Consider the following 26,251-nt stretch of genomic DNA (forward strand, 5'->3'; position numbering starts at 1 on the left):
CTCTTAAGTTAGTACGAATTCTGTGATGAGAACGTTCTGGACATTCGCGTCCGGAGCGATGGCGCGAACGCGCCGAAGGATTTGCGCGCGCAGACGCGACATCGCGGAAGGGTCTTCAAGAACTTCATTATCGACGGAGCGCAAAAAGGTGTTGAGCACGTCCTGCACGTAAAACCCTTGTTCCAGGAGTTCCTGAGCGCCGTCATCATCCGTTTCGAGAACAAGAGAGATTTTCAGGTGCTTTGAGCGGCCGATCGGCGCGATCGACACAACCATAGGCTCCATCACCAGGAAAGTGGCGTAGGCCGTATGCTGTACTTCGCCGAGCGGTTTGACATTGCTCGACGCGCTTTCGTCGCCGCCGCCATGACCTTTGTCGTCTTTCCTTTTCTTTTCTTTTTTCTCTTTTTTGTCCGGTTTTTCCGCGTCGCCGTGCTCTTCCGCCGGGCATTCTTCTACCGGCGCCGCGTCTTCGCCATGTTCGTCTTGTGCGCCATGAGAATCTTTTTCTTCCCCATGCGCATCTTTTTCAGCGCCATGTTCGTCCGCATCGTCCTGCGCAGCGGCGTCTAGGCAAGCTGGATTGATTTCTTCCGCGCCGGGCGTCAGCACAAAGGCCGCGCCGCCAGCGACGCCTGCAACCACAACGGCGGCAGCGATCATCGGAACCAGTCCGAGACCTTTTTTCTGTGTCGCTTCGCCCGCTTCTTCGTCGGTGGCTTCACCGTCGACGGGCGGCGCTTCACTTGTCTTGTCGCTATCTGACACGTATCGCACCTATCGATTTCAAGGCGCACCTTATACAGGCAAACGTAAACCCTAAATTAATCAAACCCCCGGAAATTAACCAAGAAATTTCAGGAATGCGCCGCACCCCCGCGGCCTGTCCTAATGGTGGCTTGGGTATGTTCAAACTTGCATCTGTCTGGAACGAAATGTCGCTTTCAAGAAAAGCGATCCTTGTGGGCGTCCTTGTGGCGACCTTGATCGTGTTTTCGGCGGTTATGAATATCGCGACAAAACCGCGAATGGCCTTTCTTTATGGGGGGCTCGACTCTTCTGCGGCGGGTGATGTTCTGGGCGCGCTTGAAGCGATGAATGTCGAAGCGGAAGTGCGCGGCGAGGCGATCTATGTTCCGGAAAACCGGCGTGACGCATTGCGGATGGCGCTGGCCCGTCAGGGCCTGCCGCAACAGGGCCAACCGGGGTTTGAACTTCTTGACGAATTAAACGGTTTTGCAACGACTTCGGAAATGTTTGACGCCGCTTATTGGCGCGCCAAAGAGGGCGAACTCGCCCGCACGCTGCTGGCGACGCCGGGCGTGAAATCTGCCCGCGTGCATATTGCGGTTCCGAAAGCATCCTCCTTCGCCCGGCGGCGGCGCCCGCCCAGCGCTTCGGCGACCATCACCATGAGCCGCGGCCGGCTCGATCTGCAGCAGGCGACGGCGATGCGCTATCTGATTGCGCTTGCCGTGCCGGACATGCAGCCGGAGCAGGTGGCGATCCTCGACAGCGTCAATGGCGTGATTTTGAAGCCAGGCGCCGGCGATCCCGTGATTCAGGCCGAAGGCGACAGCCTCGACCGCGAGCGTCGGCTTGAGGCCAATCTGATGGATTTGCTGGAAGCGCGGGTCGGACCGGGCAACGCCCGGGTGACGGTCTCCCTCGATATTGATCGTGAGCATGAAACCGTCTCCGAACGCATCCTTGACCCGGAAAGCCGGGTGATGATGGGCCGAGAAACCTCCGAATCCTCGCAATCCGATCAGGGCGGCGCCTCCGGCGCGGTCACGGTCGCCAGCAATCTGCCCGAAGGCGATGCGGGCGGTCAGACCTCGCAATCAAGCTCGTCGCGCTCGGAAACCAACGAACAAACGCGGTTTGATATTTCTGAAGTGAACCGCCAGCGTGAAAAACTTCCCGGCGCGATCTCCCGGGTTCATGTGGCTGTGTTGATCAATGACGTTCCCGGCGTCGATGGCGCCGCACCGGCGCCGCGCGCGGAAGCGGAACTTGGTTCCATTCGCGAACTCGTTTCGGCCTCTGTCGGCTTTGATGAGGCGCGCGGCGATATCGTCACCGTCAAATCCATGCCGTTCCACGAATTCGAAGCGGTGGAAACGCCGGAAGAAACAGGCGGCGTCATGCTCTGGGCGCAGCAAAACATCATGTCGATCCTGCAGATTTTGATCCCGGCGATCGTTGTGATTGTGCTTGGCATGTTCGTGCTGAAGCCTGTCCTGACGCAAGACATCGCAGGCGCGCCCGAAATGGCGGCGATCGCATCGCCGGACGCGACGGCGTTGCAGCCGGCGGCACAAGTCGCCCGCTCGCCGCTGGAGGAATTGCGCGATCTAAGCAGTTCCGACAAGGAAGCGACCACGACCTTGCTCAAAGAATGGCTCGGCGAAACGGAACGGGCGGCGTAAATGACTGCAGGTTCAGTCAATCTCTCAGACGACAAGGCGAGCGCATCGAAGTCGGTGCGTATTCCATCGCTGCCCGGTCGCCAGTTTGGCGGCGCGCCGGTGATGGTGGACGCCAATTGCGACGCCTACAAAGCGGGATTTGAGGCTGGTGCGCATGATCTGCAAGCCAAGTTGGGCGAGCAGGAAACCTTGCATGAAGCGCTGACGACGCAAATGGGCGAAATGCTCGCCGATATGGATGCGCGTTATCGCCGTGATTGTCTCAGCCTGGTTGAGCGGTTGTTTGCGGCGGTTGCGCCGACGCTTGCGCGGCGGTCGTCGCTTACTGACATTTTGCAGCTTGTTGAAGACCGCGTGGTTCGTGATCATTCGGAGCTGACGCTGCGCGTGCATCCGTCATTGATTGCGCATTTGCCGGAAAAAGAAAACCGCGTGCTGACGACAGCGCCGGAGATCACATTGGTTGCGGATGAAAGCTGCGCGCCGGCCATGGTCGATGCGAAGTGGAAAAACGGCGGATTGTTTCACGATCCGGACGGGCTGATTGAAGAAGTTTTGCGCGCGCTGGGAGCGGAAAACCCGCCGCATGAGGAGACGAGCGATGAGCGATGACAATCAAGTGGCGGCAGGCGATGCAAGCGATGAAGATATCATCGCCGATGTGCTGAATGGCGGCGATGGCGGTGCGGGAAATCGCAACATCCTGGAACTGCCTGTTCGGATCATGGTTTCCATCGGCGCTGCGAAAATCACTGTGCAGCAATTGCTTGAGCTGACCAAGGACACGGTCATCGATCTTGAGCAGCTTATCGAAGATCCGGTCGACATTTTTGTGGGTGACCGCCTGATCGCCAAGGGCGAATTGGTGGAAGCGACTGAAAATGAAAATGGCATCGGCGTGAAAATGCTCGAGATCTGCGGAATCGGAAACTAGGCCGGGAAGGGCGACGGGCATGCGGCGCGTGAAGGCGTTTTTAGTATTGGTCTTGGCCGCGGCGGTGCTGATAGCAGAACCGGCGTCGGCGCAGACTTTGTCGGATGTGACCGGCGCGCTGGGCGAAGCGGCGGATGCGGCCGCGCCTGAAGAAGGCGGTTTTTCCAAGCGCATCATTCAGATGTTCCTGCTCGTCACGGTGTTGAGCCTTGCGCCCGGCATCGCGATGATGGTCACCTGCCTGCCTTTCATGCTGATTGTGCTGTCGATCCTGCGTCAGGGTGTCGGCCTGCAACAGGCGCCGCCAAATATGCTGATCGTCAGCGTCGCCATGTTCCTGACCTATTTCGTGATGGAGCCGGTTTTCAAGGAAGCCTGGACCACCGGCATTGAACCATTGCTGAACGGGGCGGTGACCGAGCAGGTGGCGATTGCGCAAACCATGGAGCCGTTCCGGGTTTTCATGGAAGCGCGCGTAGACCCCGGCGCCGTTGATATTCTCCAGGATGCGCGGCCGGTTGAAACCGCGCCCGCAGAAGATGGCATGACGCCTTTATCGCTTCTGGTGCCTGCCTTTGTTTTGTCCGAAGTCCAGCGGGCTTTTGAGATCGGTTTTATCGTTTTGTTGCCGTTTCTGGTGATTGACTTGCTTGTCGCATCAATCCTTATGGCGATGGGTATGATGATGGTGCCGCCAGCGATTGTGTCATTGCCTTTCAAGGTCGCTTTCTTTGTGTTGACCAATGGATGGGTCGCCGTTTCCGGCGCGCTTGTTAGAGGGTATTCGTAATGGCGACGGCATTGCAAAAAGCTGATCCCAGAGGGATCAAGCCGGATGCGCGCGGCGAAATCCGGTATGAAAACTGGTTCACCAAGTCGCATAAAGCGGCGATCGTGCTCGCTTCGTTGAGTGCGGAGGCTGCTGCGGCGATTGTCGAGGAAATGTCCGACAATGAGCTTCGAGTGTTTGCGAAAGCATTTTCCGAACTCAAAACCGTTTCGCCGCAATTATTGCAGACTGTCGCCGAAGAATTTCTCTCCGAAGTCAATCAGGTTGACGACAATCTCGCTGGCGGAGCCGATGAGGCGCGCCGCGTCCTGTCCTTGATGGCGCAGGAAGAACGCGCCGAACGGATTTTGGCGGATATGGGCGGCGGCGGCGATTCCGCTGTCTGGCCGCGCATCGAAAAACTCGAAGACCAGGTGCTCGCCGACTATGTTCAGGCGCAGCGCATGCCGGTCGCCGCGGCGATTATCGCAAAGCTGTCCCATGAAAAAACCGCGAGCGTGCTCGATCTCGCCGAGGGCGACTATGCACAGCGCATTCTGCTGGAACTGGCGCGCAAGCAGCCGCCATCAGCGGAGGCGGTCGAAGCGATCGCCAATGTGCTGGAAGAAGAATTGCTGAAAGGCGGCGCCGGCGCGGAAGAAGAAGCGGGCGACGACGATGAAGAGGGCGGCGAGGCGAAGCCGAAGGGCAATGCCGGCGCAACTGTGGGCGAAATCATCAACTTCCTGCCCGGCGCCAAACGCGATGCGCTATTGGAGCATTTCCAGCAGGCCGATCCGGAAGTGGGCGCTGCGGTCCGGCGCGCCATGCTGACCTTCGAAGAGCTTTATGAGCGCATGCCCGCGGCTGGCGCGACATCCTTGTTGCGTGATGTGGACCGCGAAGTGTTGCTGAAGGCGATCAAATTTGGCGAGACCAATGCGCGCGAAACAGTGGAGTTCCTGTTCGGCAATATTTCAAAGCGCATGGTCGAGCAGTACAAAGAAGAGCTCGCCGAAATGGAAACGCCGTCGGAAACTGACGGCGAAAGCGCTCAGCGCGAGGTGACGACGGCGGTGCGAAGTCTCGTCGCGCAGGGTGAGTTCAAGCTCATTCCCCTGAAAGAGGCCGACGCTCCGGCGGAGTAAGCCTACTTCAACACATCTGGCCAGTTTGCATCGGCGGCTTTGATGAAGCCCGGAATGTCTTTCTCCCAGCGGGACTGAATCTCGTCATTATAATTGAGATAGAGTTTGCCTTCGACAATGGCCCAATTGTCGGGGTTGCCGCGCGCCGTATAATTCTGCGCGATGGCCCAGGCGCAATAGCCGCCATATTGCGGCGCATATTGCAGGGGCGCAGCCTCAAACGCAGCGAGGTTTTCCGCTGATGCAAAGCGCCACTCGGCGCCCTGATATTTTGTCGAGAAGGACTTGTCTCCTTTGACCGGCTTGCCTTCGGTGAAATAGGCGACCGGGTCATAGCCGTCGACGGCGACGGATGAAAAGCGCCCAGTGTAAACCGGTGCCTTGGCGGCGGCGCTCGCGCCAGCGAAGACAAAGGCCAGAGCGGCGAACAGCGTGGCGAAAAGGGCGGTGACGGATTTGGTCATGAGCGGGCTCCGGCGTGAGTTGCGGCGTCGCCGCTGTCACGCGGCCGGACCGACTCCTAGCGCGGCGAGAGGGCTCCGCCAAATCAATACAGATCACAGCTTCGCGAACTTGGCGGTCTACCGGTCGCCGCCGGAATTGTCTTGTGGCGCGGAATTGTCTGGCGGCAAGGTCTCCACATGTAGGGTCCGGGTCGGATAGGCGAAATCAATTCCCTCTTCTTCGAACGCCTTGTGCACGTTCAACAGAATCTGGTGATTGACTTCCATATAGGCCGAATATTCCCGGTCCCTGATCCAGAAGACAGACTCGAAATTGATCGAGCTGTCGGCGTATTCCTTGAGATGCGAGCGGTCAAAGCGGGCTTTCTCCACATCTTCGATAGCGGATTTCACCAGTTCCGGAATCCGTCTCAGTTTCTCATGCGGGGTTTGGTAGAGCACGCCCAATGAGAAAGTCGCGCGCCGTTCGTCCATGCGCCGGAAGTTGCGGATTTCCTTATCCAGCAATTGCGAATTGGCGATGATGACTTCTTCCCCCGAAAGCGAACGGATGCGCGTCGTCTTCATGCCGATCTTCTCTACATCGCCAAGATACTCGCCGCCGTCGAAGCTGATAAAGTCGCCGCGAATGAAGGGCTGATCGAAAACGATGGCGAGAGACGAAAACAGGTCTTTGAAAATATTCTGCGCCGCGAGGCCGATGGCGATGCCGCCAACTCCAAGGCCGGCGATGAGCGCAGTGATCTCGATATCGAGATTGGACAGGATCATTAGCAGCGCGATGGTCCACACCGCGACCGCGAGCAGCGTTTTGATCAGATTGATGGCGTTGGCCAGCACGCCGGTCTGGGCGGCGGCCGCGTCGGCATAGCTGACGACGCCGGCGGTCAGCAATTCATGCGACCAGGAGGCGAGTTGGATGATGCCGATAATGACGGCGAGGGTCCGTGCGTATGATCCCAGTCCCTCCGGTATGATGGGAAGAAACGGGGTGATCAGCGCGGCGGCGACAACCAGCAGGAAGACAGAGCCGGTTTTGCTGATCAGCCGCGCGATGACATTCGCTGGTGCGTAATAGCCCTTCTTTTTGCGCTTGATGACGCCGGCGATGACCGCCCGTGCGACGCGCAGCACGAGAAACAGGGCGATCCAGGCGCCGACGGCGATAGCAAAATCCGAAGCGTTGGCCTGAATCCAGTCCCATCCGTCCTGAAGCTTGGGCGAGAGATTAGTGAAAAACGAATCGACCTCGCTGGCGGCGTCTTTCGCGGCGTCGCTGGCCTGATCTCCCGCTGTGTCGTTCTCCGGGCTGGACTGGATTGTCTGGAAAAAGTTATTGCCAAAGAAATTCATAGGCTTGCCCCGCGCCTGCCGATATTAAAGATGATTGATTGCTCTTCGGGGGCAAACAGTCCAAGGCCGCTATCGTTCCGTTTCAGGCGGCGATTTTGGCTGTGTTGCGACGCGTGATAAGTAAGTGAGGGGGACTCACTGAAGGCAAGGGAGGGGCGTATGTTGAAATTTCTCGCCGCGATGTCGATCTTTTTCGCCAGCGTCGCTCATGCGGCTCCCGCCGATGATCTTGACGCGCTGTTTGACGACTATTGGGCGAACGAGATGTCGGAAAATCCGTTCGTCGCGACATTTTCCGGCGTTTCCGGATATGACGACAAAGCGCCCGGCGTCACGCCGGAAGATTATGCGCGCCGGCGTGAAGAGGCGGAGGCGTTTCTGGCCCAGCTCCAGGCGGTGGACCGCAGCGAGGTTGATGAAAATCACGCCTTGAGCGCGGCGCTTCTGGAATTCATCCTTGAGCACGAGATCACTCTGGCCGCTTTCGATCAGTGGCGCATTCCGTTCCTCGCCGACACCGGATTTCACACGGATTTCGGCTATGTGGTTGGCGCGACTTCCTTCCGGACTGAGGCTGACTACGAAAACTATATCGCCCGCCTGAAGGCGTTGCCGCGCTATATCGACCAGAATATCGAGAATATGCGCGAGGGCCTGCGCGACGGATTCACCCAGCCTAAAGAGATCCTTCCTTTGATCATGCCGTCCTTTGAGGCGCAGGTGAAGGACAACGCGGCCGCGCATCCTTATTACGCGCCGTTCAAGTCGATGCCGGATGCAATTTCCTCACGCCGGCAAGCGGCGCTGCGGCAGCAGGGAAAGACGGTCCTTGAAGGCGATGTCATTCCGGCTTTCGCGCGCCTGGCCGAATTCATGCGGGAAGAATACATGCCGGGCGCGCGCGACACGCTCGGCGCTTATGACCTGCCGGGGGGTCGCGACTATTATCGCGCGCTTGTGCGCTATTACACGACGCTCGACACGGTTACGCCGGAAAGCATTCACTCGCTTGGGCTTCGCGAAGTGGCGCGCATCCGCAAGGAAATGTCCGTCGTTATCGCCAAGACGGGCTTTAAAGGCACGTTTATGGAATTCATTGAATTCCTGCGCACTGACAAGCAATTCTATCCGAAGACGCCGGAAGCGCTGCTGGAGCGCGCCGCCTGGATTGCAAAAGACATTGACGGCCGTCTTCCCGCCTATTTCGGCAAGCTGCCGCGCCAGCCCTATTCGGTGGAGCCGGTCCCGGCGGAGATCGCGCCGAACTATACGACCGGACGCTATATCAGCGCGCCGGCGGGCGGGACCCGCGGCGGGCAATATTGGGTGAATACCTATGCGCTCGACAAGCGGCCCTATTACGAAATGACAGCGCTGACCTTGCATGAAGCGGTGCCCGGCCATCACCTCCAAAGCGCGCTGGCGCTGGAGATCGAAGATGCGCCGGAATTCCGCAAGCAGTTCTATCCCCACGCCTTTGGCGAGGGCTGGGGGCTCTATGCGGAAAAGCTCGGCGTTGAAATGGGCGTCTATCAAACGCCTTATGACGAGTTCGGCCGGCTTTCCTATGAGATGTGGCGGGCTTGCCGGCTGGTCATTGACACGGGCATTCACGCAAAGGGATGGACGCGTCAGCAGGCGCTCGACTATCTCGCCGACAACACCGCGCTGTCCCTGCACAATGTGCAAACGGAAGTGGATCGCTACATCGCCTGGCCCGGACAGGCGCTTGCTTATAAAATGGGCGAGCTCACCATTCTGGAATTGCGGGCGAAGGCAGAGCGCGAATTGGGCGATGACTTCGATATTCGCGAGTTTCATGATGCGGTGTTGAGTGATGGCGGCTTGCCGCTCGATATTCTCCGTGAGCGGATCGACGCCTATATCGCCGAGAAAAAAGCGGAATAAACACGGTGACCTCTATTGTCATTCCCGTTCTGGCGACAGACCGGCTGGAGCTGCGTGAAAGCCGGATGGAGGATTTTCCCGCGACGCTGGAAATGTGGAGCGATCCCGAAGTCACGCGCCTGATCGGCGGGGCGCCGCGCCCGGAAGAAGAAGTCTGGACGAAATTTCTGCGCAAGATCGGGATGTGGGCGCATCTCGGTTATGGCTATTGGGCCGTGGTCGAGCGCAGCTCCGGCGCCATGGTGGGCGAGATTGGATCTCGCCGATCTCAAGCGCGACCTTACGCCCTCCATCAAGGGCGAACCTGAATTGGGCTATGCGTTTTCGCCGAAATTTCACGGCAAGGGCTATGCAAGCGAGGCGGCGCGCGCGGTGGTCGCCTGGGGCGATCACCATTTCAGCGTTGACGAACGCATGTCCTGCATCATCGCCCCAAGCAATGGGCCGTCATTGCGCGTTGCAGAAAAATGCGGCTTTCGCGAGACGGCGAAAACCACCTATCATGGGGACGACGTCATCATTCTTCATCGCGATGTCTTCAATCGGGGCTGACCGCGCCGCGTGTGATTGGTTACGGACCCTTGGCGAGCTTGAAGGTGTCGGGATCGAGCGCATGAACGGCGCCGAACTGGCTCAGGAAAACCCGGCCGGTCAGGTGTTCGAGGAAATGCGAGTGCTTTAACCGGTCCATGACCGGGCCTTTGACTTCCGACAGATGAAAGGTGACGCCCGCATCTTTCAGCCGTTCATTGATCGCCTCAAGACTTTCCAGCGCGCTTGTGTCGATCTCGTTCACCGCCGAGCACATCAGAATTATATGTTTGAGGTCGGGAGCATCTGCGGCAAGGCTCAGCACCTTGTCTTCCAGAAAGCGCGCATTGGCGAAGAAGAGATTGCCGTCAATGCGCAGGGAGGCGACCGCCGAACTGGTGATGACATCATGGCGGTTGATGTTGCGGAAATGCTCCGTACCCGGCACTTGCCCGACAATGGCGCAATGGGGCTTCGATGCGCGATAGAGCAGCAAGAGGATGGACAGGGCGACGCCGGCGATAACGCCGATCTCCACGCCGAACAAAAACACGCCGCCAATGGTGATCATCATCGCCGCGAAGTCGCTTTTGGAATAGGCCCAGACGCGCCGGATCGCGCCGATATTGATCAGCGACAAGACCGCGACAATGATGGTCGCCGCGAGCGTTGCTTGCGGCAGGAAGTAAAGCAGCGGGGTCAAATACATCGCCGCGAGCGCGATGCCGAGCGCGGTGAAGGCGCCGGCGGCCGGCGTTCTGGCGCCTGCATCGAAATTGACGACCGAGCGCGCAAAGCCGCCGGTGACCGGAAAGCCGCCGGTGACGCCCGCGCCGATATTTGATGCGCCAAGGCCGATCAATTCCTGATCGAGATCGATACGCTCCCGCCGTTTCGCCGCCAGCGTTTGCGCGACGGAGACCGATTCCACATAGCCGATAATGGTGATCAGGAAGGCCGCGCCAGCAAGGTCGCGCCAGAGCGGCAAGTCGACTGAGGGCACGCGCAGGGGCGGCAAGCCGCGGGGGATATCGCCGACAATCGCAACGCCTTTCGTCTCCAGACCGAACGCCGCGACAATCGCCGTGGCGCCGATGACAGCGAGCAGCGGTCCCGCCTTGGCGATCGCCGCCGCGAATTTTTCCGATAGGCCGATCGCAAGCAGTGATTTTTTGAAATAGGCGCGCGCAATATACAAAAACACGATCGACCCTGCGCCGATGGCGAGCGTGATCAGATTGGTTTGGCCTGCATGCTCGATAAGGCTTTTGACGATCGCCAGCAGGTTTTCGCCATGCGCGGATATGCCGAGAATATGTTTCATCTGGCTGGCGGCGATAAGAACGCCGGAGGCAGTGATGAAGCCGGCGATGGTCGGATGGCTTAGAAAATTGGCGAGAAAGCCGAGCCGCAGCAAGCCAAGCACGATCAACATGGCGCCGGTGAGAAGCGCGAGCGCCGCCGCCGCAACGATGTAATCAGGACTGCCGGTTTCCACCAAGCGGCCGACCGCGCTTGCTGTCATTAATGAGACAACGGCGACAGGACCGACCGCGAGCGTATTGCTGGTGCCGAAAATCGCATAGGCGATGAGCGGCGCCATGGAGGCGTAGAGGCCGACTTGCGGCGGCAATCCCGCAATCATCGCATAGGCCAGCGATTGCGGGATCAGCATGATCGTCACGATCAGCGCGGCGAGCGCGTCATCGGCGAACAGGCCGCCATTATACTGTTTGCCCCAGCGCAGGATCGGAAAATACCGGCTTATCATGTGATGATGGTTTCCCGGCTTGCCTATGAAGATTTGAGGTCGGCGAGCTTTTTCGGCCCCGCCAGCCATTCATGTCCGCGCAGCATCAGCCGCCAGTAAATCGCCGGGAGCATTTTCTCTTTCAGGAACCAGGCGCTGCGCGTCGGGCGCGTGCCTTTCACCAGCCAGGATGGGAATGTCGGCAAGAGCTTTCCGCCATAGCCGAATTCCGCGAGCACGATCTTGCCGCGCTCCACGGTCAGCGGGCAGGAGCCATATCCGTCATAGGCCGCCGTCAGGGCGCCGCCATCGACATAGGAGAGGGCGTTATCCGCAACCACCGGCGCCTGTTTGCGCACGGCGGCGGCGGTTTTCGCGTTCGGCGCCGAGCAGGCGTCGCCCAGCGCAAACACATTCGCGTATTTTTTGTGTTGCAGCGTGTGCTGATCCACATCGATCCAGCCCGCCTGATCCGCCAGCGGGCTGGCGCGCACGAAGTCCGGCGCGGTCTGCGGGGGGCAGACATGAATCATGTCGTAATCGCGTTCGACAATCTCGCCGCCGCCATCTGCGGAGGTTTGCTTAAAGCGCGCAATCTTGCGGCCCGCATCAATCGAGACAAGATTGTTGTTGAGTTGCAGACCGATGCCGTAGAGTTCCACATACTCCATCAGCGCCGGAACATAATCGGCGACGCCGAACAATACGGCGCCGGCATTGCAGAACTCCACATTGATATTGTCCAGCACGCCCTTGCGCCGCCAGTGGTCACAGGAAAGATACATCGCTTTCTGCGGCGCGCCGGCGCATTTGATCGGCATGGGCGGCTGCGTGAACAGCGCCTTGCCGCTTTTCAGATTTTGCACCAGCTTCCAGGTATAGGGCGCGAGATCGAAGCGGTAATTGGAGGTGACGCCCTCCCGGCCCAGCGCATCATGGAGGCCTTCAACGCCTTCCCAGTTGAGCTTGATGCCGGGCGCGGCGATCAGCACGTCATATTCAATCGCCTTGCCATCGGTCAGGATGACGCGGTTATTGTCGGGCTCGAATTCTGCGACCGCGCCTTTAATGCGCTCCACCTGATCGGGCAGCACTTTCGCCAGCGGCCGGATTGTTTCCTGCTGGTCGAAAACGCCGCCGCCCACAAGCGTCCAGCCAGGCTGGTAGGAATGAATATCCTGCGGCTCAATGATCGTGATTTTGATCTTTGGACGGCGCTTCAGAAGGCTGGCGGCGGCGGAAACACCGCCCGAACCGCCGCCGACAATAACGAACTTCGTCATCTTGTCCTCCCGCGTCTGGTTATAGTTGGTCGACTGGCATCTTCAGATATCGAACGCCATTATCTTCCGCCGGCGGCATGTCGCCTGCGCGCATATTGACTTGCACCGAAGGCAGGATCAGCCGCGGCATGTCGAGCGTCTTGTCGCGGGCTTCGCGCATCTTGACGAATTCGTCTTCGCTGACGCCTTCACGAACATGGATGTTTTTCTCCCGTTCTTCCGCGACCGTCGTCTCCCAGGCGAAGCTGTCGCGGCCCGGCGCCTTATAGTCATGGCACATGAACAGGCGTGTCTCGCCGGGCAGGGCGAAGATCTTCTGAATGGAACGGTAAAGCGTGCGCGCGTCGCCGCCGGGGAAGTCGCAACGCGCCGTGCCGTAATCCGGCATGAACAGCGTGTCGCCGACAAAGCCGGCGTCGCCGATAATGACGGTCGTGCAAGCGGGCGTGTGGCCCGGCGTGTGGATCACCCTGGCGTCAATTGTGCCGACCTTGAAGGTCTCGCCATCGGCGAAAAGGTGGTCGAACTGGCTGCCGTCGCGCTTGAAGGCGGATTCGGCGTTGAACACCTTGCCGAAGGTCGACTGAACGACATCGATCTTGTTCCCGATGCCGGTTTTGCCGCCAAGCTTTGACTTCAGATAGGGCGCAGCGGTCAGGTGGTCGGCGTGAACATGAGTCTCAATGATCCATTCCACCGTCAGATCATTCTGACGGACATAGTCAATGATTTCATCGGCTGATTTCGTCTTCGTGCGCCCCGACGCGGCGTCATAGTCGAGGACGGAATCGATGATCGCGCATTTTTTCGTCGCGGGGTCGCACACCACATGGCTTGCGGTGAAGGTGTATTCATCAAAGAAAGTTTTTACGTCCGGTTTCATTTTCGAACTCCTTTCCGGGCAGGTTTGGGTTGTGGTCCGAAGGCGTTGCAAAGCGCGTCGATTAATTGCGACAGCCGGTCATCTGCGAGCGAGTAGTAGACATTTTTTGACTCGCGCCGCGCCTTCACCAGCCCCGCATCGCGCAGGCGCGCAAGATCGCGGGACAGATGCGGTTGCGGCACATCGATTTCCGTTTCGATATCGCTGACGTTTTTTTCTCCCTGTGTCAGCGCACAAGCGATCAGCAAGCGGTTGGGGTGCGACAAGGTCTTCAATAGACCGGAAACCTCGCCGGCTCTTTGCTTAAGATCAATTATGGTCAGTGGCTTTGTCATAGATTGGGTTGCGCCTTGAAGTTGATACTTGTCATATAACATAAATGATATATATAAGATTTCAAGGGGCCGGAACGGCCTTTCTAAGGAGATATTCGCGATGGAGAATTTTACCCCCATATCGGCGGCTATAGGCGGCTTTCTGATCGGCCTGTCGGCGGTGCTGTTCATGGTTTTGAACGGCCGCATCGCAGGGATTAGCGGCATCGTCGCCGGCGTGTTGACCCCTGTTAAAGGGGATTGGAGCTGGCGGGCGGCGTTTATCATCGGGCTGTTCGCTGCGCCGTTTGCGGTCTGGCTTTTTGGCGACAAGCCGCAAGTCGTCTTTGCGCATCCGCTTTGGCTTACAATCATCGGCGGCGCGCTGGTCGGCTTTGGCGCGCGGCTCGGCGGCGGCTGCACTTCCGGTCACGGGGTCTGCGGCATGGCGCGTTTGTCGAAGCGCTCCATCGCGGCGACGCTGACCTTCATGGCGACCGCGATCATCACCGTCTTCATCGTCAATCATCTGATGGGGCTTTAAATCATGCGCATCTTTTCGTCTTTTTTGGTTGGGCTGATCTTCGGCCTTGGTTTGGTGATTTCACAGATGATCAACCCGGCAAAGATCGTCGGATTTCTGGATGTGGCCGGAGCCTGGGACCCGAGCTTGATTGTCGTCATGAGTTCGGCGCTGGTCACCACTTTTGTCGGCTATCGCATTGTGCTTGCGCGACAGAAGCCGCTGTTTGAAGAGAGCTTTCAGATCCCGACGAAAACCGTGATCGAGCGGCCGCTGCTGATCGGCGCCGGGATATTCGGCATTGGCTGGGGCCTTTCCGGCTTGTGTCCGGGGCCGGGGATCACCGCCGCTGCCGTAGGCGGGCTCGCGCCTTGGGCCTATTTGGCGGCGATGCTTGCAGGCATGCAGGCGAGGCGCTTCGTCAAGGTCTAGCGAGAGCCGGTTTCACGCGCTAAGAACCCTTGTCCTCAAAGGGTTACGCGATGTTCGACGACAAGGAAGCCGGCGCGGAAAAGCGCTCCAATTTCGACCGCCAGCTAGGCGCTTCGATTGAGGCCGCCGCGAGCTGGCTGACTGAGCGGCAAAAGCCCGAAGGCTATTGGGTGGGCCGCCTCGAATCCAACGCCTGCATGGAAGCGCAGTGGATTCTCGCTTTGTGGTTCATGAGGCTGGAGAACCATCACCTTCGCCCGCGTCTTGCCCAGAGCCTTCGTGAAACTCAATCCGAAGACGGCTCTTGGCGGATCTATTACGGCGCGCCCGCCGGCGACATCAACACAACGGTTGAGGCTTACGCCGCCTTGCGTTCCATGGGCGACCGCAAGGATGCGCCGCATATGACGCGCGCGCGCGAATGGATCATGTCGAAAGGCGGGCTTAAAAACATTCGCGTCTTCACCCGCTACTGGCTGGCGCTGATCGGCGAGTGGCCCTGGTCGAAGACGCCGAATCTGCCGCCGGAAGTCATCTTCTTCCCGAACTGGTTTGTGTTTTCGATTTACAATTTCGCGCAATGGGCGCGCGCCACCTTGATGCCGATTGCGGTCCTGTCCGCGCGGCGGCCGTCACGGCCTTTGCCGCAATCGCGCCGCCTCGACGAGTTGTTTCCCGATGGCCGCGACAAATACAACTACGCCTATCCCGAAAAGCCGGGCGCCGGGTTCCTCGACGCGTTCTTCCTGACCGCGGACAAGGTGCTGCATGCATTGCAGAGTTTCGGTCAGACCGCCGGCGTCGGCATGCTGCGCGCGGGCGCGCTTTCGCGCGCAACCGAATGGATCATCAAGCATCAGGACGCTGACGGCGTCTGGGGCGGCATCCAGCCGCCGTGGATCTATTCCCTGATGGCGCTCTATAATGAAGGCTACGCCCATGATCATGCGGTGGTGGCAAAAGGCCTCGCCGCGCTTGACGATCCGCGCTGGCGCGTTGATGTGGGCGAGGCGACTTGGATTCAAGCTTCCACCAGCCCGGTCTGGGATACGGAACTGACTTTGCTGGCCTTCGAGGATTGCAATCTTCATGAACGCCATCCGGAAGAAGTGGAAAAAGCGCTTGACTGGCTGCTGGCGCAGCAGGTCTTGCGGCCCGGCGACTGGAAGGTGAAATGTCCGAAGCTCGAACCCGGCGGCTGGGCATTCGAGTATAAGAATTACTTTTATCCCGATACGGATGATACGGCGGTCGCGCTGATCGCGCTGGCTCCCTTCCGCAATGATCCGAAATGGAAAGCCAAGGGCATTGAGGCGGCGATCGAGAAGGGCCTCAATTGGCTGATCGGCATGCAGTCAAAGGGCGGCGGCTGGGGCGCCTTCGACAAGGACAATGACAAAAAAATCCTGACCAAGATTCCGTTCTGCGATTTCGGCGAGGCGCTTGACCCGCCATCCGTCGACGTTACGGCGCATATTATCGAAGCCTTCGGCAAGCTCGGCATCAGCAAGAGCCACCCCTCCATGGTGCGCGCGCTCGATTATATTCGCGCCGAGCAGGAGGCCGATGGCGCCTGGTTCGGGCGCTGGGGCGTCAATTATATCTATGGCACGGGCGCCGTGCTGCCGGCGCTCGAAGCCATCGGCGAGGATATGAGCCAGCCCTATATTCTCAAGGCGTCGGACTGGCTGATCCTGCACCAGAACGAAGATGGCGGCTGGGGCGAGTCTTGCGCCTCCTATATGGACCCGAAACAGATGGGCCGGGGCAAGTCGACCGCCTCGCAAACCGCATGGGCGCTGATGGGGCTCGCCGCTGTTGCACGGCCAGAGGATGAGCGCGCCATTGCGGACGGGGTGCAGTTCCTGATCGAGCGGCAGAAAGACGGCACCTGGGAAGAGCCGGAATATACCGGCACAGGCTTTCCCGGTTACGGCGTCGGCGCGACCATCAAGCTCAATGACCCGCTATTGCAGGAGCGGTTGAAGCAGGGGCCGGAACTCTCCCGCGCCTTCATGATCAACTATAATCTCTACCGCCACTATTTCCCGCTCATGGCGATGGGACGGGTGCGGAAGATGATGGCTGGTGTTTAATCACCATCTTCCGATCACCCCGGCGAAAGCCGGGGCCCAGCTAAAAAGCCGACTAAAAAAGATTGTCGGGCAATGCTCGCCATTTTACTTGACTGGATCCCGGCCTTCGCCGGGATGATCGGGGTGAGGGGCGTTTTGCTAGCCGCACCCGCCCTCCATTTCCGCAATCCATTTCGACACCAGCGCAACGCCTTCATCATGCGTCACCGCGCGGCCAAGCTCCGGCATCATCGCGCCGGGATCAGTGGTTTCCATACGGAACACTGTGATCGACAGGTCCGGCCGGCCGGGGATGATGTCATAGGCGCGCCCGCCCGTGCCGCGGCCCGCCGCAATCGGCGCCTTGCATTCGCCCAAAGCCGGGCCGCTCGCGCCCGGTTCCAGATCGAGACCGGACGTATCCGCCGGGCCGTTCGGATTGTGGCAATGGCTGCAATTGATGTCGAGATAGGCGCGCGCCCTTAAGTCGAGCGGCTCCTTCTCGTCGGCCCAGTCTGCGTTCCGCGGAAACTGAAAATTCTCTTCATCCTGAGGAGCCCGCCCATCGTCCTTCGAGACGAGCAGCCGGTTTTCAACCTGGCTGCTCTCCTCAGGATGAAGGGGGCGGGCGTCTCGAAGGATCGGAGAATTTTCTGAAGCAAATTTCAGCATGCCTTTCGCCAGCCAGTGATCGAGCTGGTTGAAGCCGGGCGCATAGCTTGACGGCTTGTTGAGATGGCGCGCTTTCAGGCCGATGGGCTGGATCGCCTTGGTCGTCGCATTGGTTGCGTGACAGCCGGCGCATTGATTGGCGTTGGGGACGAGATAGGCGAAGGGTTCTATGTCTTCGCCATCGCGGATCAGGGTCATGGGAATGACCGCGCCTGTGCGCTTCAACACCGCGTCGCTCTGATCTTCGTTCCAGACATAGGGCAGGGCGTCCCAGCCCGTTTCCCGTCGTACGAGCAGGCGCGTTTCGATGAGGCGCAAATGATCGAGCGCCATTGTTTTGCCCTGGGCGCCGCCATTGATGGAGCGTTCCTTGCCGATGGAAACGTCGCCATTCCAGTCATTACTCGGGACGGGATAATAGAATGTCTTCGTAATCACCGTGCCGACGGGAAAGTCGAACGCGTCATTTGCGTGATAGGCCGCAGGCGCGCCTTCCGGCGTCCACACGGTGCGCAGCTTCAGCGCGTAATCGGAAAATAGCGGCGTCGCGAGATCATAGGGCGTCACGCCATCGCTCAAATGCAACGCGCCGTCCCTGACTGCGATCATGCCCCAGTCGCTTAATCGCTCAGGGTTTTCGTCGGCGTGAAAACTCGGCGCCGTTTGCTGCGAACAGGCGGCGAAGAGGAAGGCAGTAAGGATCAGCAGAGTGGTTTTCACCTCCCCTTGAAAAGGGGAGGTCGGAAATCGCATCAGCGATTTCCGGGTGGGGATCATTTTTTGACGTTGATCGCAGACCATAAATTTTCTTGATCCCCTCCCTAACCCTCCCCTTTTTAAGGGGAGGGAACAGACCTACTCCGCCAGCGGGCCGGTCAGCACAATCGCCGGGAGTTTTTCGAAGGCGCAATCATGGGCGCCGTTCTCGGCCACATGGGGGCTTTTATTGTCATTGGGGCCATCGACATTCAGCACTTTCGCGTCGCCGTTCTGCACGCAAAGCACGTCTTTCACGCCGGACAATGCCGGGTCCACATAACCGTCCCAGAGCACATCGGGAATCCGGCCCAGCGGGCCCGCCACGGCGATCTTCAACGCCTGAAGCTCTAACCCGTCCGGATTGTCGCCGCCCCCTTCAAAGTGATTGCCATAGACATAGATCCCTTGCGGATAGGGGTCGAAATCCGCCTCCATGCCTTCCATGGAAAGGCCCGATGAAAAGACGCTTGAGACGATGACATTTGCGGTTTTGTTGTCGCGAATATCATTATCGAAGATTTCAACATCATCATTGGAATTAATGACAATGCCGGAACCCGCCGGAACTGACGCGACCGCCGTGCCTTTCAGCGCAAAGTTTTTGGTGTTGTTGTCGTTGACGACGTTTTTGAAAACGCGGCTGCGCGCGCCGGGCTGTTTCAGATTCGGCATGTTGAACACTAAAATGCCGCCTGTGTTGTTGGTCGCTATGTTGCCATAGACATCAGCGTCAAAAGTATTTTCGATTTCAATGCCGGCGACATTATATTCCGCGCGATTATTGCGGATCACCACATTTTGCGACTGGCCGATATACAGCCCGGCGTCAGACGCGCCGATGGCGACGCTCTCTTCCATCAACAGGTTTTTGACCTGGACGGGGTAAATGCCATAGGCGCCGTTTTCGGTTTTCGGGCCGTTGGTCCATTCGGTGCGCACCCGGCGGATGATGATGTTTTCGCCTTCCGCGATTTTCAGCGCATCGCCCCTGGTGTCTTCGATGGCGACGTCTTCAATGGTGAAATCGCTGGCGGTGACGAGCAGGCCTTCCGCGCCGGCGATCTGTCCGGCGAAACTCAGCACAGACTTGTCCATGCCGGCGCCTTTGATGGTGACGCCGTCCACATTGAGGCTTAGCGAGCGGTCGAAAGCAAAGCGCCCTTCGGGGATATTGATCACGTCGCCCGGCTTGGCGTCGATCAGTTGCGCCATCAGCGTTTCCTGATAGGACGCGTCGGCGGCGGGCGTTGCTTGTTTCTGTTCGCTGCAGGCGGCGAGGGCCAGCAATGCTGCGCTCGCGAAAATCAGCTTGGTCATGGCGGTTTCCTTCTCTCCTGCGCTCTTGTCTTGCTTTTCGGCGCGGCCCCTTACAGCATTCGATGATGCCGGAAACGCAGCCGGATTAAAAGGAAGCTTTACATGTCTTTGACGCGGCGAAACCTGATGCAGTCCGGCGGCGTTGGCGCTGCGTTTCTGGCGGCGGCGGGGGCGTGTTCGCGCACCCGTCAGGCGGCGTCGAACGACCTTGCTGAACTTGATGCGGTTGAAACTGCGGCGCGCATCAAGGCGGGCTCGCTCGGTGCGCTTGAAGCGGTGAATGCGGCGATCGACCGGGCCGAGCGGACTGATAAAAAACTCAACGCCATCGTCACCAAAACATTCCGGCATGCCCGCGAGCAGGCGGAGACTGCCGCCGGGGGCGCCGGGCCTTTTGCCGGCGTGCCGATCCTTGTCAAAGACCTCGACGATGTGACCGGGGTGTCGACCCAATTCGGCAGCCGCGCTTTCCCCGGCTTCAAGGGCAAGGAACAAACGCCGCTGGTCGATGCGCTGCTGGGGTTGGGGGTTGTCAGCCTCGGCAAATCCGCGACGCCGGAATTCGGCCTGTCGGCGACCACCGAACCCATCAGTTCGGGCAAAACGCGCAACCCCTGGAATACGGAACATTCCACCGGCGGATCGTCCGGCGGCGCCGCCGCGCTGGTGGCGAGCGGCGTCGTGCCCATCGCCCATGCGAGCGATGGCGGCGGCTCGATCTGCATTCCCGCCTCCTGCTGCGGCAATGTCGGGCTAAAAGTTTCGCGCGGACGCAATCCGATGGCGCGGTCTGAGGACGAGGTCGGGCCGATTTCGCTGGCGGTCCATGGCGTGCAGTCGCGCACGGTGCGCGACACGGCGGCGGTCGCGGCGGCGCTGGCGCTGCCCGCATCGGAAAACGGACTTGCGCCGCTGCCGCTGGTGAGCGCGCCGGGCAAGGATCGATTGCGCATCGCGATCTCCATGCGCGGTCTTGGCGGGGCGATGCCCGCGCCGGAGGTCGAGCAAGCAACGCAACATGTCGCCAAGCTCTGCGCCGATCTCGGCCATCAGGTGGAAATCGCTACGCTGCCGGTCGATGAAGGCCTGTCAAAGGACTTCACCCTATACTGGGCGGCGTTTGCGCATTCGACTGTCGCCTTCTGGGAGAAAACATTTCACCTGCCGCGCAATGGCGTCGCGTTTGAACCCTTCACGCTGGGGCTGGCCAATCTGTTCGATGCTGAGGAGGCGACATTCCCCGCAGCGATTGAGCGGCTACAAGCGGTCGCCCCGCGCATGGAGCAGTTTCATGAGCAATATGATCTGGTCCTGTCGCCGGTCGTCACCGCGCCGCCGCCAAAAATCGGTTATCTTGGCGGGAAGCTTGATTTTGACACGCTGATGCCGCGCCTGATCGATTATGTTCAGTACACGGTTCTGTATAACATCACCGGCGCGCCGGCGATCTCCCTGCCGCTGTCGATGTCGCCGGACGGCCTGCCCATCGGCGCGATGTTCGGTGCGCCATTAGGGCGAGAGGATATGTTGCTGGGGCTCGCCTATGAGCTGGAGGAAGCCGCGCCCTGGGCGGGAAGACGTCCGGCGGTGTGGGGTTAGGAAACCGCCTCAACCAGCCCTTTGAAAAACACCGCGCCGTCCGTGCCGCCGAGCAGCGGTGAGATCACCCGCTCCGGGTGGGGCATCATGCCGAGCACATTTCCCGCATCGTTGATCAGCCCGGCAATGTCGCGGGCGGAGCCATTCGGGTTGTCCACATAGCGCAGCGCTACGCGGCCTTCGCCCTCGATCCGGTCGAGCGTCTCGCTGTCGGCGTAGTAATTGCCGTCATGATGGGCGACCGGGAAGGTCACATAGGCGCCCTTGTCAAAACCGCGCGTAAAGATTGTCTGATTGTTTTCAACCTTCAAAGATACATCGCGGCAGACGAAATCGAGGCCTGCATTGCGCATCAAGGCGCCGGGCAGAAGGCCGGTCTCGCACAGAACCTGAAAACCATTGCAGACGCCGATCACCGGCGCGCCGGCTTTGGCCTTGTCGATCACCGCGCGCATGATCGGCGACTTCGCCGCCATCGCGCCGGCGCGCAGATAGTCGCCATAGGAAAAGCCGCCGGGAAGGGCGTAAAAATCCGCATCCGGCAGGTCGGTGTCCCCATGCCAGACCATGGCGGGTTTCTTGCCGGTGGCCTTTTCCAGCGCGACGGCGATGTCTCTGTCGCAATTGGAGGCCGGGAAGACGATTACCGCGGTTTTCATGGGATCATGCTCGTTCGAGTTTGGATTTCAAAAGCCCTGAGTCGATGAAAATCGCCAGGACAGTGACAAGATAGATGATGGCGACGCTTGCAGGCAACAAGGTCAGGCGCGCTTCAGGCAATTTCCACCAGATGAAAAAGACCACAACGGCGCGGATGACCGCATGGGCGGCGTAAATGCTGGTCCGGCCATAGCTCCAGCCGACGACCGGCCAGTGGATCGACATGCCGATGGCGAGGATGAGCGAAAACAGATCCGGCGCCTGCCACAGGGCCGCGATGGCCATGGGCCAGAACAAGAGCATGCCGATAAAGGCCGGGGCGAGGACGCCGGTGACGGCCGTGCGGTCTTTCATGAACGGGTTTTTGAAGATGGCGGCGAAGAACAGCGCCAGCGGAAAGATCACGCCCGAGCCGAACAAAGCGGCATAGAACCAGATATCGCCGGGCATGAGATAACCGAGCGCCGCCAATGCGCCCCAGTAAACCGCGCCCGCCATGGGAATCGGGAAGCCGCCGCGAAGCCGGACATAGGATGCGAGACGCTCGCGTTTCAGGGCTTCTGTCAGGTCGGTCATCTCACACACTCCTGCAGGCCGGGCTACGCATTGGTCTTGTTTTGAAAGGCGGCGATGGCGTTGTCGCTATCGGTCACCCAGCCGAACACATGCTCGAAATTCCAGAGCGTTGCATCGCGGACGAAATCCGGTCCGGCGTGATTCATGGCGTCTTCCACCAGCACGGGCCAGAATTCTTCGAAATAGGCGTCGCGCGCAGTGCTCTCGACGCAGACATTGGTGGCGATGCCGGTGAAGAACAGCGTGCGGATATTGTTCGCGCGAAGATCGTTATTCAGCGTCGTCCCGGCAAAGCCGCTATAGCGCGATTTGCGGATCACAATGTCGCCCGGCTGCGGGGCGAGGGCGTCAACGATCTCCCAGTCCCATGTGTCATGGATCAGCAGCTTGCCGTCCAGCTCGGGCCGCTCGCGCATGGTGCGTAGGGAAAGTTCCTTGTGATAGTTGGGCGAGAGCGGGCCGCCCGCATCGCTGAGATCCGGTTTGTAGCCAACCTGTAAATACACGACCTTCACGCCTGCGGCGCGCGCGGCGTCGATCAGCTTTTTGTTGGTTTCGACAATTTCGGCGGCTTTGGAAATGTCGTGGCCGGCAATGTCCAGCATGCCGCCTTTCGAGGCGAAGGCGTTTTGCATGTCGACGACGATGAGGGCCGACTGGGCGAGATCGATGTCGATCGGGTCAGGTCTGGCCGCAAGCTTCACCATCGTTTCGCCTTGTCCGCCTCTAAGCGATGATGTCGATCGCGTAGTTTTCCATCACCGGATTGGCGAGCAGTTTCTTGCACATCTCTTCGGCCTTCGCGCGGGCGGCGGCTTCGTCTGTCTCCGCGAGCTGCATCTCGATGACCTTGCCCTGGCGGACGCCGCCGGCGCCGTCAAAGCCGAGCCCCGCAAGCGCGCTTTCAATCGCCGCCCCTTGAGGATCGAGAACGCCGTTTTTCAGCGTGATGGTGATTTTCGCTTTCATGAGTCGTTCGCCCGTTATCGGTGCTGCCGGAACGGGCTGGATACACCGGGCCGCATGCAGGCGCAATGCGGGGCGGCGAATGGAATTGGCGGGGAGACGGACTTTGGGGACTAGTTGATCAGCGAGCCGGAGACATATTCCGAAACGCCGTTGAGCTGGCGATAGGCGGCGGCGGCCTGCGCGGCGAGGAAGCGCGCGGCCTCGCGGCGTTCGGATTCTTTCCACGATTGCTCAAGCTCATGAGCGCGGAAATTGGCGTTTTCACGGACGATCAGAGCATGCGCCATCTGTGCGACAGCGCGGTCGCGCAAGGTCGGCGATCCGCTATAGAGCGCCTCGGACTGGACTTGCTCCAGCTTTTTGATTTTCTCCGCGCGTTCTTCCTGCGAGGTCAGCGGGCGCGGTCCGGTTTCACCGCTCTCGCTTTTCTCGGCGGCGCGCCGGGCGTCGGCGTCGGGATCGGGCTTGCTTGCAGGTTTGGCTTTCGCTTGTTGCGACGCCTGTGCATTGCGCGTGCGAATATGGGCGTCCTGCACTTCATCGCGGCGCGTTGGTTCTTCCTGACTGGGAGAGTTTGTCGGTTTTCGGTCTGGCGTCGCCGGGCGTGCAGGATTGATCGCGCTTGAACTAGCGCGCCCGGATACCTGGGATGACACACCAAAAGCCATAACACTTAAGGTTATCCCCAGAAAGATTGCCGCCCGGTGTCAAAAAATCCGCGCATTTTAGCGATGCGGGAAATTGTTTATTCACCATAAAAGGCCCGATAGGGCCCAAAAAACCGCCAATCATCAGGGTGATTGGCGGCGGTGACTATTTTTCGTTGTCGGAGACCAGCACGGGGCCTGACTGACCGGAGCTTTCATTCTCGCGCAGCACCCCAAGTCGGCGGGCGACTTCGCGATAGGCGTCGGTCACGTCGCCCAGATCCTGTCGGAACCGGTCTTTGTCCATGATATGGCCGGTTTCCATGTCCCACAGGCGGCAACTGTCAGGGCTGATTTCATCGGCCACGATGAGGCGCATCATGTCGCCCTCATATTGCCGGCCGAACTCGATCTTGAAGTCGACCAGTTTGATGCCGACCCCGGCGAACAGGCCTGACAAATAGTCGTTCACCCGAAGGGCGAGCGCCATCATATCGTCAATCTCCTGGGGGTTGGCCCAGTTGAAGGCGGTGATGTGCTCTTCCGAGACCAGCGGATCGCCGAGATCGTCATTTTTGAAATAGAACTCGATGATCGAGCGGGGCAGGGCCACGCCATCCTCAATGCCAAGGCGCTTGGAGATCGATCCGGCGGCGTAATTGCGCACAACCACCTCAAGCGGCACGATTTCCACATGGCGAACCAGTTGCTCGCGCATATTGAGGCGCTTGATAAAATGGGTCGGCACGCCGATGCGCTCCAGCCCGGTCATCACAAATTCCGAGATCTCGGTTGTTGAGGACGCCCTTGCCTTCCAGCACCGCTTTCTTCTGATTGTTGAAAGCGGTGGCGTCGTCCTTGAAATACTGGATGATAGTGCCCGGCTCCGGGCCTTCAAACAGGATTTTCGCCTTGCCTTCATAGATCTGCTTGCGGCGGGCCATTATATTAATCCTTTCAACGCCTTGCGGGCGAACGTACCGGTGTCGCGCGAGCTTTCAAGGAGCGGTCGGCAGCGACTCAGGGCCGGCGGCTTCCCTGTTTCGCTAGCACGGCTGGCGCAGTGGGAGAAGCGGCGGTTTACGCCCCCCGGGCAGGGAAGAAAAGCCCTTGGCGCAAGAACGGTCCCGAGATTTTGTCCGCTTACATTGCGCCGCGCCGGAAGCCGCCTTATGTAACCCATCAAAGGCCCGTTTTTATTACCAGTTTGGAGACGCACCCGATGACGACCTTCGATGACCGCGAAGACAAATTCGAGAAGAAATTCGCGCATGACGCGGAGCTGAAATTCAAGGCGGAAGCGCGCCGGAACAAGCTTCTGGGTCTTTGGGCCGCCGGTCTGCTGGGCAAATCGGGACCGGACGCAGACGCCTACGCCAAAGAGGTGATCAAGGCCGACTTTGAAGAAGCCGGCGACGAAGATGTGTTCCGCAAGATCCGCAAGGATTTTGACGCCGCTAAAGTGGACCAGTCCGATCACCAGATCCGCCGTCAGATGACCGACTTCTTGACGGAAGCCGTGCGCCAGATCCAACAGGGCGAATAACGCGGAATTATCCGTTAGCGGAGCGTGGCCATGATCGGCGAGACGGCGTTTTGGTTGTTCCTGAGCGGCTCGCTGCTTCTCAATATTACGCCGGGCCCGGACATGGCTTTTACGCTGGCGTCGTCAGCGCGCGGCGGCGCGCGGTCCGGCATTGCGGCGGCGCTTGGGGTTGGTGCGGGCGCGCTGATCTGGGCGGCGGCGGCCGCTGCTGGGCTTGCGGCGTTGCTCGCGGCGTCCGAACACGCGCTGACCTTGATCCGTATTTTTGGCGGTGCCTATCTTCTGTTCCTTGCAGTGCGCACGATTACCGAACGGCAGGCGCCGGCGAATGCGCAAGGCGCAGGCGCCCCTGAGGTTGCGGGGCTGGTGCGGTCGTTTCGCGCCGGCGTGCTGACCAATATTCTCAACCCGAAAGTCGGATTGTTCTTTCTCGCCTTCCTGCCCGGATTTGTCAGTCCTGAAGCGGGCGATCCCGCGATGCAGATTCTCCTGCTCGGCGCCATTTTCAGCTTCACCGGAACTTGCGTGCTGATTCTGGTCGCCATGGCGGCGGGCGCGCTTCGCGCCAGGTTTGTCGGCGGCGCGCAAAACCATGCGGGCGTCAAAGCCTTGTCCGCCAGCATCTATGGCGGGCTTGGCATGTATCTTCTCCTCTCGCATCAGCGTTAAGGCGCTGCGCAAAGCCGTAGGTCTCTTTGCTGCCTTGG

Annotated in this window: 28 protein-coding genes and 1 pseudogene; 14 read left to right on the plus strand and 15 right to left on the minus strand. The window is 59.6% G+C overall.

Annotated elements, in window-relative coordinates:
* Positions 1-3: 3 nt before the first annotated feature.
* Positions 4-768, minus strand: coding sequence for a flagellar basal body-associated FliL family protein (locus AC0L8G_RS09225; RefSeq protein ID WP_473388518.1), 765 nt, complete (start codon positions 766-768; stop codon positions 4-6).
* A 137-nt stretch (positions 769-905) separates the two neighbouring features.
* Between AC0L8G_RS09225 and fliF the strand changes: the two genes are divergently transcribed.
* The 5 genes from fliF to AC0L8G_RS09250 are packed head-to-tail and all read left to right on the plus strand — an operon-like array spanning position 906 to position 5,283.
* Positions 906-2,432, plus strand: coding sequence for a flagellar basal-body MS-ring/collar protein FliF (gene fliF, locus AC0L8G_RS09230; protein WP_473388519.1), 1,527 nt, complete (start codon positions 906-908; stop codon positions 2,430-2,432).
* Positions 2,433-3,044: a FliH/SctL family protein gene (locus AC0L8G_RS09235; RefSeq protein ID WP_473388521.1), complete on the plus strand. Its 612-nt coding sequence runs from the start codon at positions 2,433-2,435 to the stop codon at positions 3,042-3,044.
* The gene (locus AC0L8G_RS09240) at positions 3,034-3,366 is read left to right on the plus strand and encodes a FliM/FliN family flagellar motor switch protein (RefSeq protein WP_473388522.1); all 333 of its coding nucleotides are present in this window, start codon (positions 3,034-3,036) and stop codon (positions 3,364-3,366) included. The genes AC0L8G_RS09235 and AC0L8G_RS09240 overlap by 11 nt, the downstream gene beginning before the upstream one ends.
* A gap of 19 nt (positions 3,367-3,385) precedes the next feature.
* Entirely contained in the window at positions 3,386-4,156 is a 771-nt protein-coding gene (gene fliP / locus AC0L8G_RS09245) for a flagellar type III secretion system pore protein FliP (RefSeq protein ID WP_473388524.1), read from the plus strand.
* Positions 4,156-5,283, plus strand: a complete 1,128-nt coding sequence (locus AC0L8G_RS09250; RefSeq protein ID WP_473388525.1) for a FliG C-terminal domain-containing protein — start codon at positions 4,156-4,158, stop codon at positions 5,281-5,283. Before fliP ends, AC0L8G_RS09250 begins: the two co-directional genes overlap by 1 nt.
* Positions 5,284-5,285: 2 nt before the next feature.
* Here AC0L8G_RS09250 and AC0L8G_RS09255 read toward each other — a convergent pair whose 3' ends face one another.
* The gene (locus AC0L8G_RS09255) at positions 5,286-5,747 is read right to left on the minus strand and encodes a YHS domain-containing (seleno)protein (protein WP_473388527.1); all 462 of its coding nucleotides are present in this window, start codon (positions 5,745-5,747) and stop codon (positions 5,286-5,288) included.
* A gap of 117 nt (positions 5,748-5,864) precedes the next feature.
* Positions 5,865-7,100, minus strand: a complete 1,236-nt coding sequence (locus tag AC0L8G_RS09260) for a mechanosensitive ion channel family protein (protein ID WP_473388529.1) — start codon at positions 7,098-7,100, stop codon at positions 5,865-5,867.
* A gap of 159 nt (positions 7,101-7,259) precedes the next feature.
* On the opposite strand from AC0L8G_RS09260, the gene AC0L8G_RS09265 reads away from it, so the two are divergent.
* Genes AC0L8G_RS09265 through AC0L8G_RS09275 form a run of 3 tightly spaced genes read left to right on the plus strand, consistent with a single transcriptional unit; the run spans position 7,260 to position 9,560 of the window.
* Positions 7,260-9,008, plus strand: coding sequence for a DUF885 domain-containing protein (locus AC0L8G_RS09265; RefSeq protein ID WP_473388531.1), 1,749 nt, complete (start codon positions 7,260-7,262; stop codon positions 9,006-9,008).
* Between the two features lie 5 nt (positions 9,009-9,013).
* A complete protein-coding gene (locus AC0L8G_RS09270; protein WP_473388532.1) occupies positions 9,014-9,316 on the plus strand; it encodes a GNAT family N-acetyltransferase in 303 nt (100 codons plus the stop codon).
* Between the two features lies 1 nt (position 9,317).
* Positions 9,318-9,560 (plus strand): GNAT family N-acetyltransferase, encoded by a 243-nt coding sequence (locus tag AC0L8G_RS09275; RefSeq protein ID WP_473388533.1) that lies wholly within the window; start codon positions 9,318-9,320, stop codon positions 9,558-9,560.
* 19 nt (positions 9,561-9,579) lie between these two features.
* Here the strand turns inward: AC0L8G_RS09275 and AC0L8G_RS09280 are convergent, their stop codons facing one another.
* Genes AC0L8G_RS09280 through AC0L8G_RS09295 form a run of 4 tightly spaced genes read right to left on the minus strand, consistent with a single transcriptional unit; the run spans position 9,580 to position 13,910 of the window.
* Positions 9,580-11,310 carry a SulP family inorganic anion transporter gene (locus AC0L8G_RS09280; protein WP_473388535.1) on the minus strand — a complete coding sequence of 577 codons (1,731 nt, stop codon included), beginning with the start codon at positions 11,308-11,310 and terminating at the stop codon, positions 9,580-9,582.
* Positions 11,311-11,333: 23 nt separating this feature from the next.
* Positions 11,334-12,572 carry an NAD(P)/FAD-dependent oxidoreductase gene (locus AC0L8G_RS09285; protein ID WP_473388536.1) on the minus strand — a complete coding sequence of 413 codons (1,239 nt, stop codon included), beginning with the start codon at positions 12,570-12,572 and terminating at the stop codon, positions 11,334-11,336.
* Positions 12,573-12,591: 19 nt separating this feature from the next.
* Positions 12,592-13,455: an MBL fold metallo-hydrolase gene (locus tag AC0L8G_RS09290; RefSeq protein ID WP_473388538.1), complete on the minus strand. Its 864-nt coding sequence runs from the start codon at positions 13,453-13,455 to the stop codon at positions 12,592-12,594.
* Entirely contained in the window at positions 13,452-13,910 is a 459-nt protein-coding gene (locus AC0L8G_RS09295) for a metalloregulator ArsR/SmtB family transcription factor (protein WP_473388539.1), read from the minus strand. The genes AC0L8G_RS09290 and AC0L8G_RS09295 overlap by 4 nt, the downstream gene beginning before the upstream one ends.
* Here AC0L8G_RS09295 and AC0L8G_RS09300 point away from each other — a divergent pair.
* Genes AC0L8G_RS09300 through shc form a run of 3 tightly spaced genes read left to right on the plus strand, consistent with a single transcriptional unit; the run spans position 13,891 to position 16,820 of the window.
* Positions 13,891-14,313, plus strand: a complete 423-nt coding sequence (locus AC0L8G_RS09300; protein ID WP_473388540.1) for a YeeE/YedE family protein — start codon at positions 13,891-13,893, stop codon at positions 14,311-14,313. The two genes, AC0L8G_RS09295 and AC0L8G_RS09300, sit on opposite strands and share 20 nt — an antisense overlap.
* A gap of 3 nt (positions 14,314-14,316) precedes the next feature.
* Positions 14,317-14,724, plus strand: coding sequence for a DUF6691 family protein (locus tag AC0L8G_RS09305; protein WP_473388542.1), 408 nt, complete (start codon positions 14,317-14,319; stop codon positions 14,722-14,724).
* Between the two features lie 50 nt (positions 14,725-14,774).
* Positions 14,775-16,820, plus strand: coding sequence for a squalene--hopene cyclase (gene shc, locus AC0L8G_RS09310; RefSeq protein WP_473388543.1), 2,046 nt, complete (start codon positions 14,775-14,777; stop codon positions 16,818-16,820).
* 138 nt (positions 16,821-16,958) lie between these two features.
* Here shc and AC0L8G_RS09315 read toward each other — a convergent pair whose 3' ends face one another.
* Both AC0L8G_RS09315 and AC0L8G_RS09320 read right to left on the minus strand, forming a co-directional pair.
* Complete coding sequence (locus tag AC0L8G_RS09315) at positions 16,959-18,191, minus strand: SO2930 family diheme c-type cytochrome (RefSeq protein WP_473388544.1); 1,233 nt, start codon at positions 18,189-18,191, stop codon at positions 16,959-16,961.
* A gap of 135 nt (positions 18,192-18,326) precedes the next feature.
* Positions 18,327-19,547: a parallel beta-helix domain-containing protein gene (locus tag AC0L8G_RS09320; protein WP_473388545.1), complete on the minus strand. Its 1,221-nt coding sequence runs from the start codon at positions 19,545-19,547 to the stop codon at positions 18,327-18,329.
* A gap of 102 nt (positions 19,548-19,649) precedes the next feature.
* Here AC0L8G_RS09320 and AC0L8G_RS09325 point away from each other — a divergent pair, with 102 nt between their 5' ends.
* Complete coding sequence (locus AC0L8G_RS09325) at positions 19,650-21,146, plus strand: amidase (protein WP_473388546.1); 1,497 nt, start codon at positions 19,650-19,652, stop codon at positions 21,144-21,146.
* On the opposite strand, the gene purQ is transcribed toward AC0L8G_RS09325, so the two are convergent.
* The 6 genes and pseudogenes from purQ to purC all read right to left on the minus strand — a co-directional run bounded on the left by purQ (position 21,143) and on the right by purC (position 24,942).
* Entirely contained in the window at positions 21,143-21,805 is a 663-nt protein-coding gene (gene purQ, locus AC0L8G_RS09330; RefSeq protein ID WP_473388548.1) for a phosphoribosylformylglycinamidine synthase subunit PurQ, read from the minus strand. The genes AC0L8G_RS09325 and purQ overlap by 4 nt on opposite strands.
* Before the next feature lie 4 nt (positions 21,806-21,809).
* Positions 21,810-22,382, minus strand: a complete 573-nt coding sequence (locus tag AC0L8G_RS09335) for a DUF7010 family protein (RefSeq protein WP_473388549.1) — start codon at positions 22,380-22,382, stop codon at positions 21,810-21,812.
* Positions 22,383-22,405: 23 nt separating this feature from the next.
* Entirely contained in the window at positions 22,406-23,089 is a 684-nt protein-coding gene (locus tag AC0L8G_RS09340) for a cysteine hydrolase family protein (protein ID WP_473388551.1), read from the minus strand.
* Positions 23,090-23,108: 19 nt separating this feature from the next.
* The gene (purS, locus tag AC0L8G_RS09345) at positions 23,109-23,351 is read right to left on the minus strand and encodes a phosphoribosylformylglycinamidine synthase subunit PurS (RefSeq protein WP_473388552.1); all 243 of its coding nucleotides are present in this window, start codon (positions 23,349-23,351) and stop codon (positions 23,109-23,111) included.
* Between the two features lie 110 nt (positions 23,352-23,461).
* Positions 23,462-24,007 carry a hypothetical protein gene (locus AC0L8G_RS09350; RefSeq protein ID WP_473388553.1) on the minus strand — a complete coding sequence of 182 codons (546 nt, stop codon included), beginning with the start codon at positions 24,005-24,007 and terminating at the stop codon, positions 23,462-23,464.
* A gap of 157 nt (positions 24,008-24,164) precedes the next feature.
* Positions 24,165-24,942, minus strand: a pseudogene (gene purC, locus AC0L8G_RS09355) (phosphoribosylaminoimidazolesuccinocarboxamide synthase).
* Positions 24,943-25,220: 278 nt separating this feature from the next.
* On the opposite strand from purC, the gene AC0L8G_RS09360 reads away from it, so the two are divergent.
* Both AC0L8G_RS09360 and AC0L8G_RS09365 read left to right on the plus strand, forming a co-directional pair.
* Positions 25,221-25,544 (plus strand): DUF1476 domain-containing protein, encoded by a 324-nt coding sequence (locus tag AC0L8G_RS09360; RefSeq protein ID WP_473388555.1) that lies wholly within the window; start codon positions 25,221-25,223, stop codon positions 25,542-25,544.
* A gap of 30 nt (positions 25,545-25,574) precedes the next feature.
* A complete protein-coding gene (locus tag AC0L8G_RS09365; RefSeq protein ID WP_473388557.1) occupies positions 25,575-26,213 on the plus strand; it encodes a LysE family translocator in 639 nt (212 codons plus the stop codon).
* The last annotated feature ends 38 nt before the right edge of the window (positions 26,214-26,251 follow it).

The sequence above is a fragment of the Hyphococcus sp. D3-15 genome, assembly GCF_055809375.1.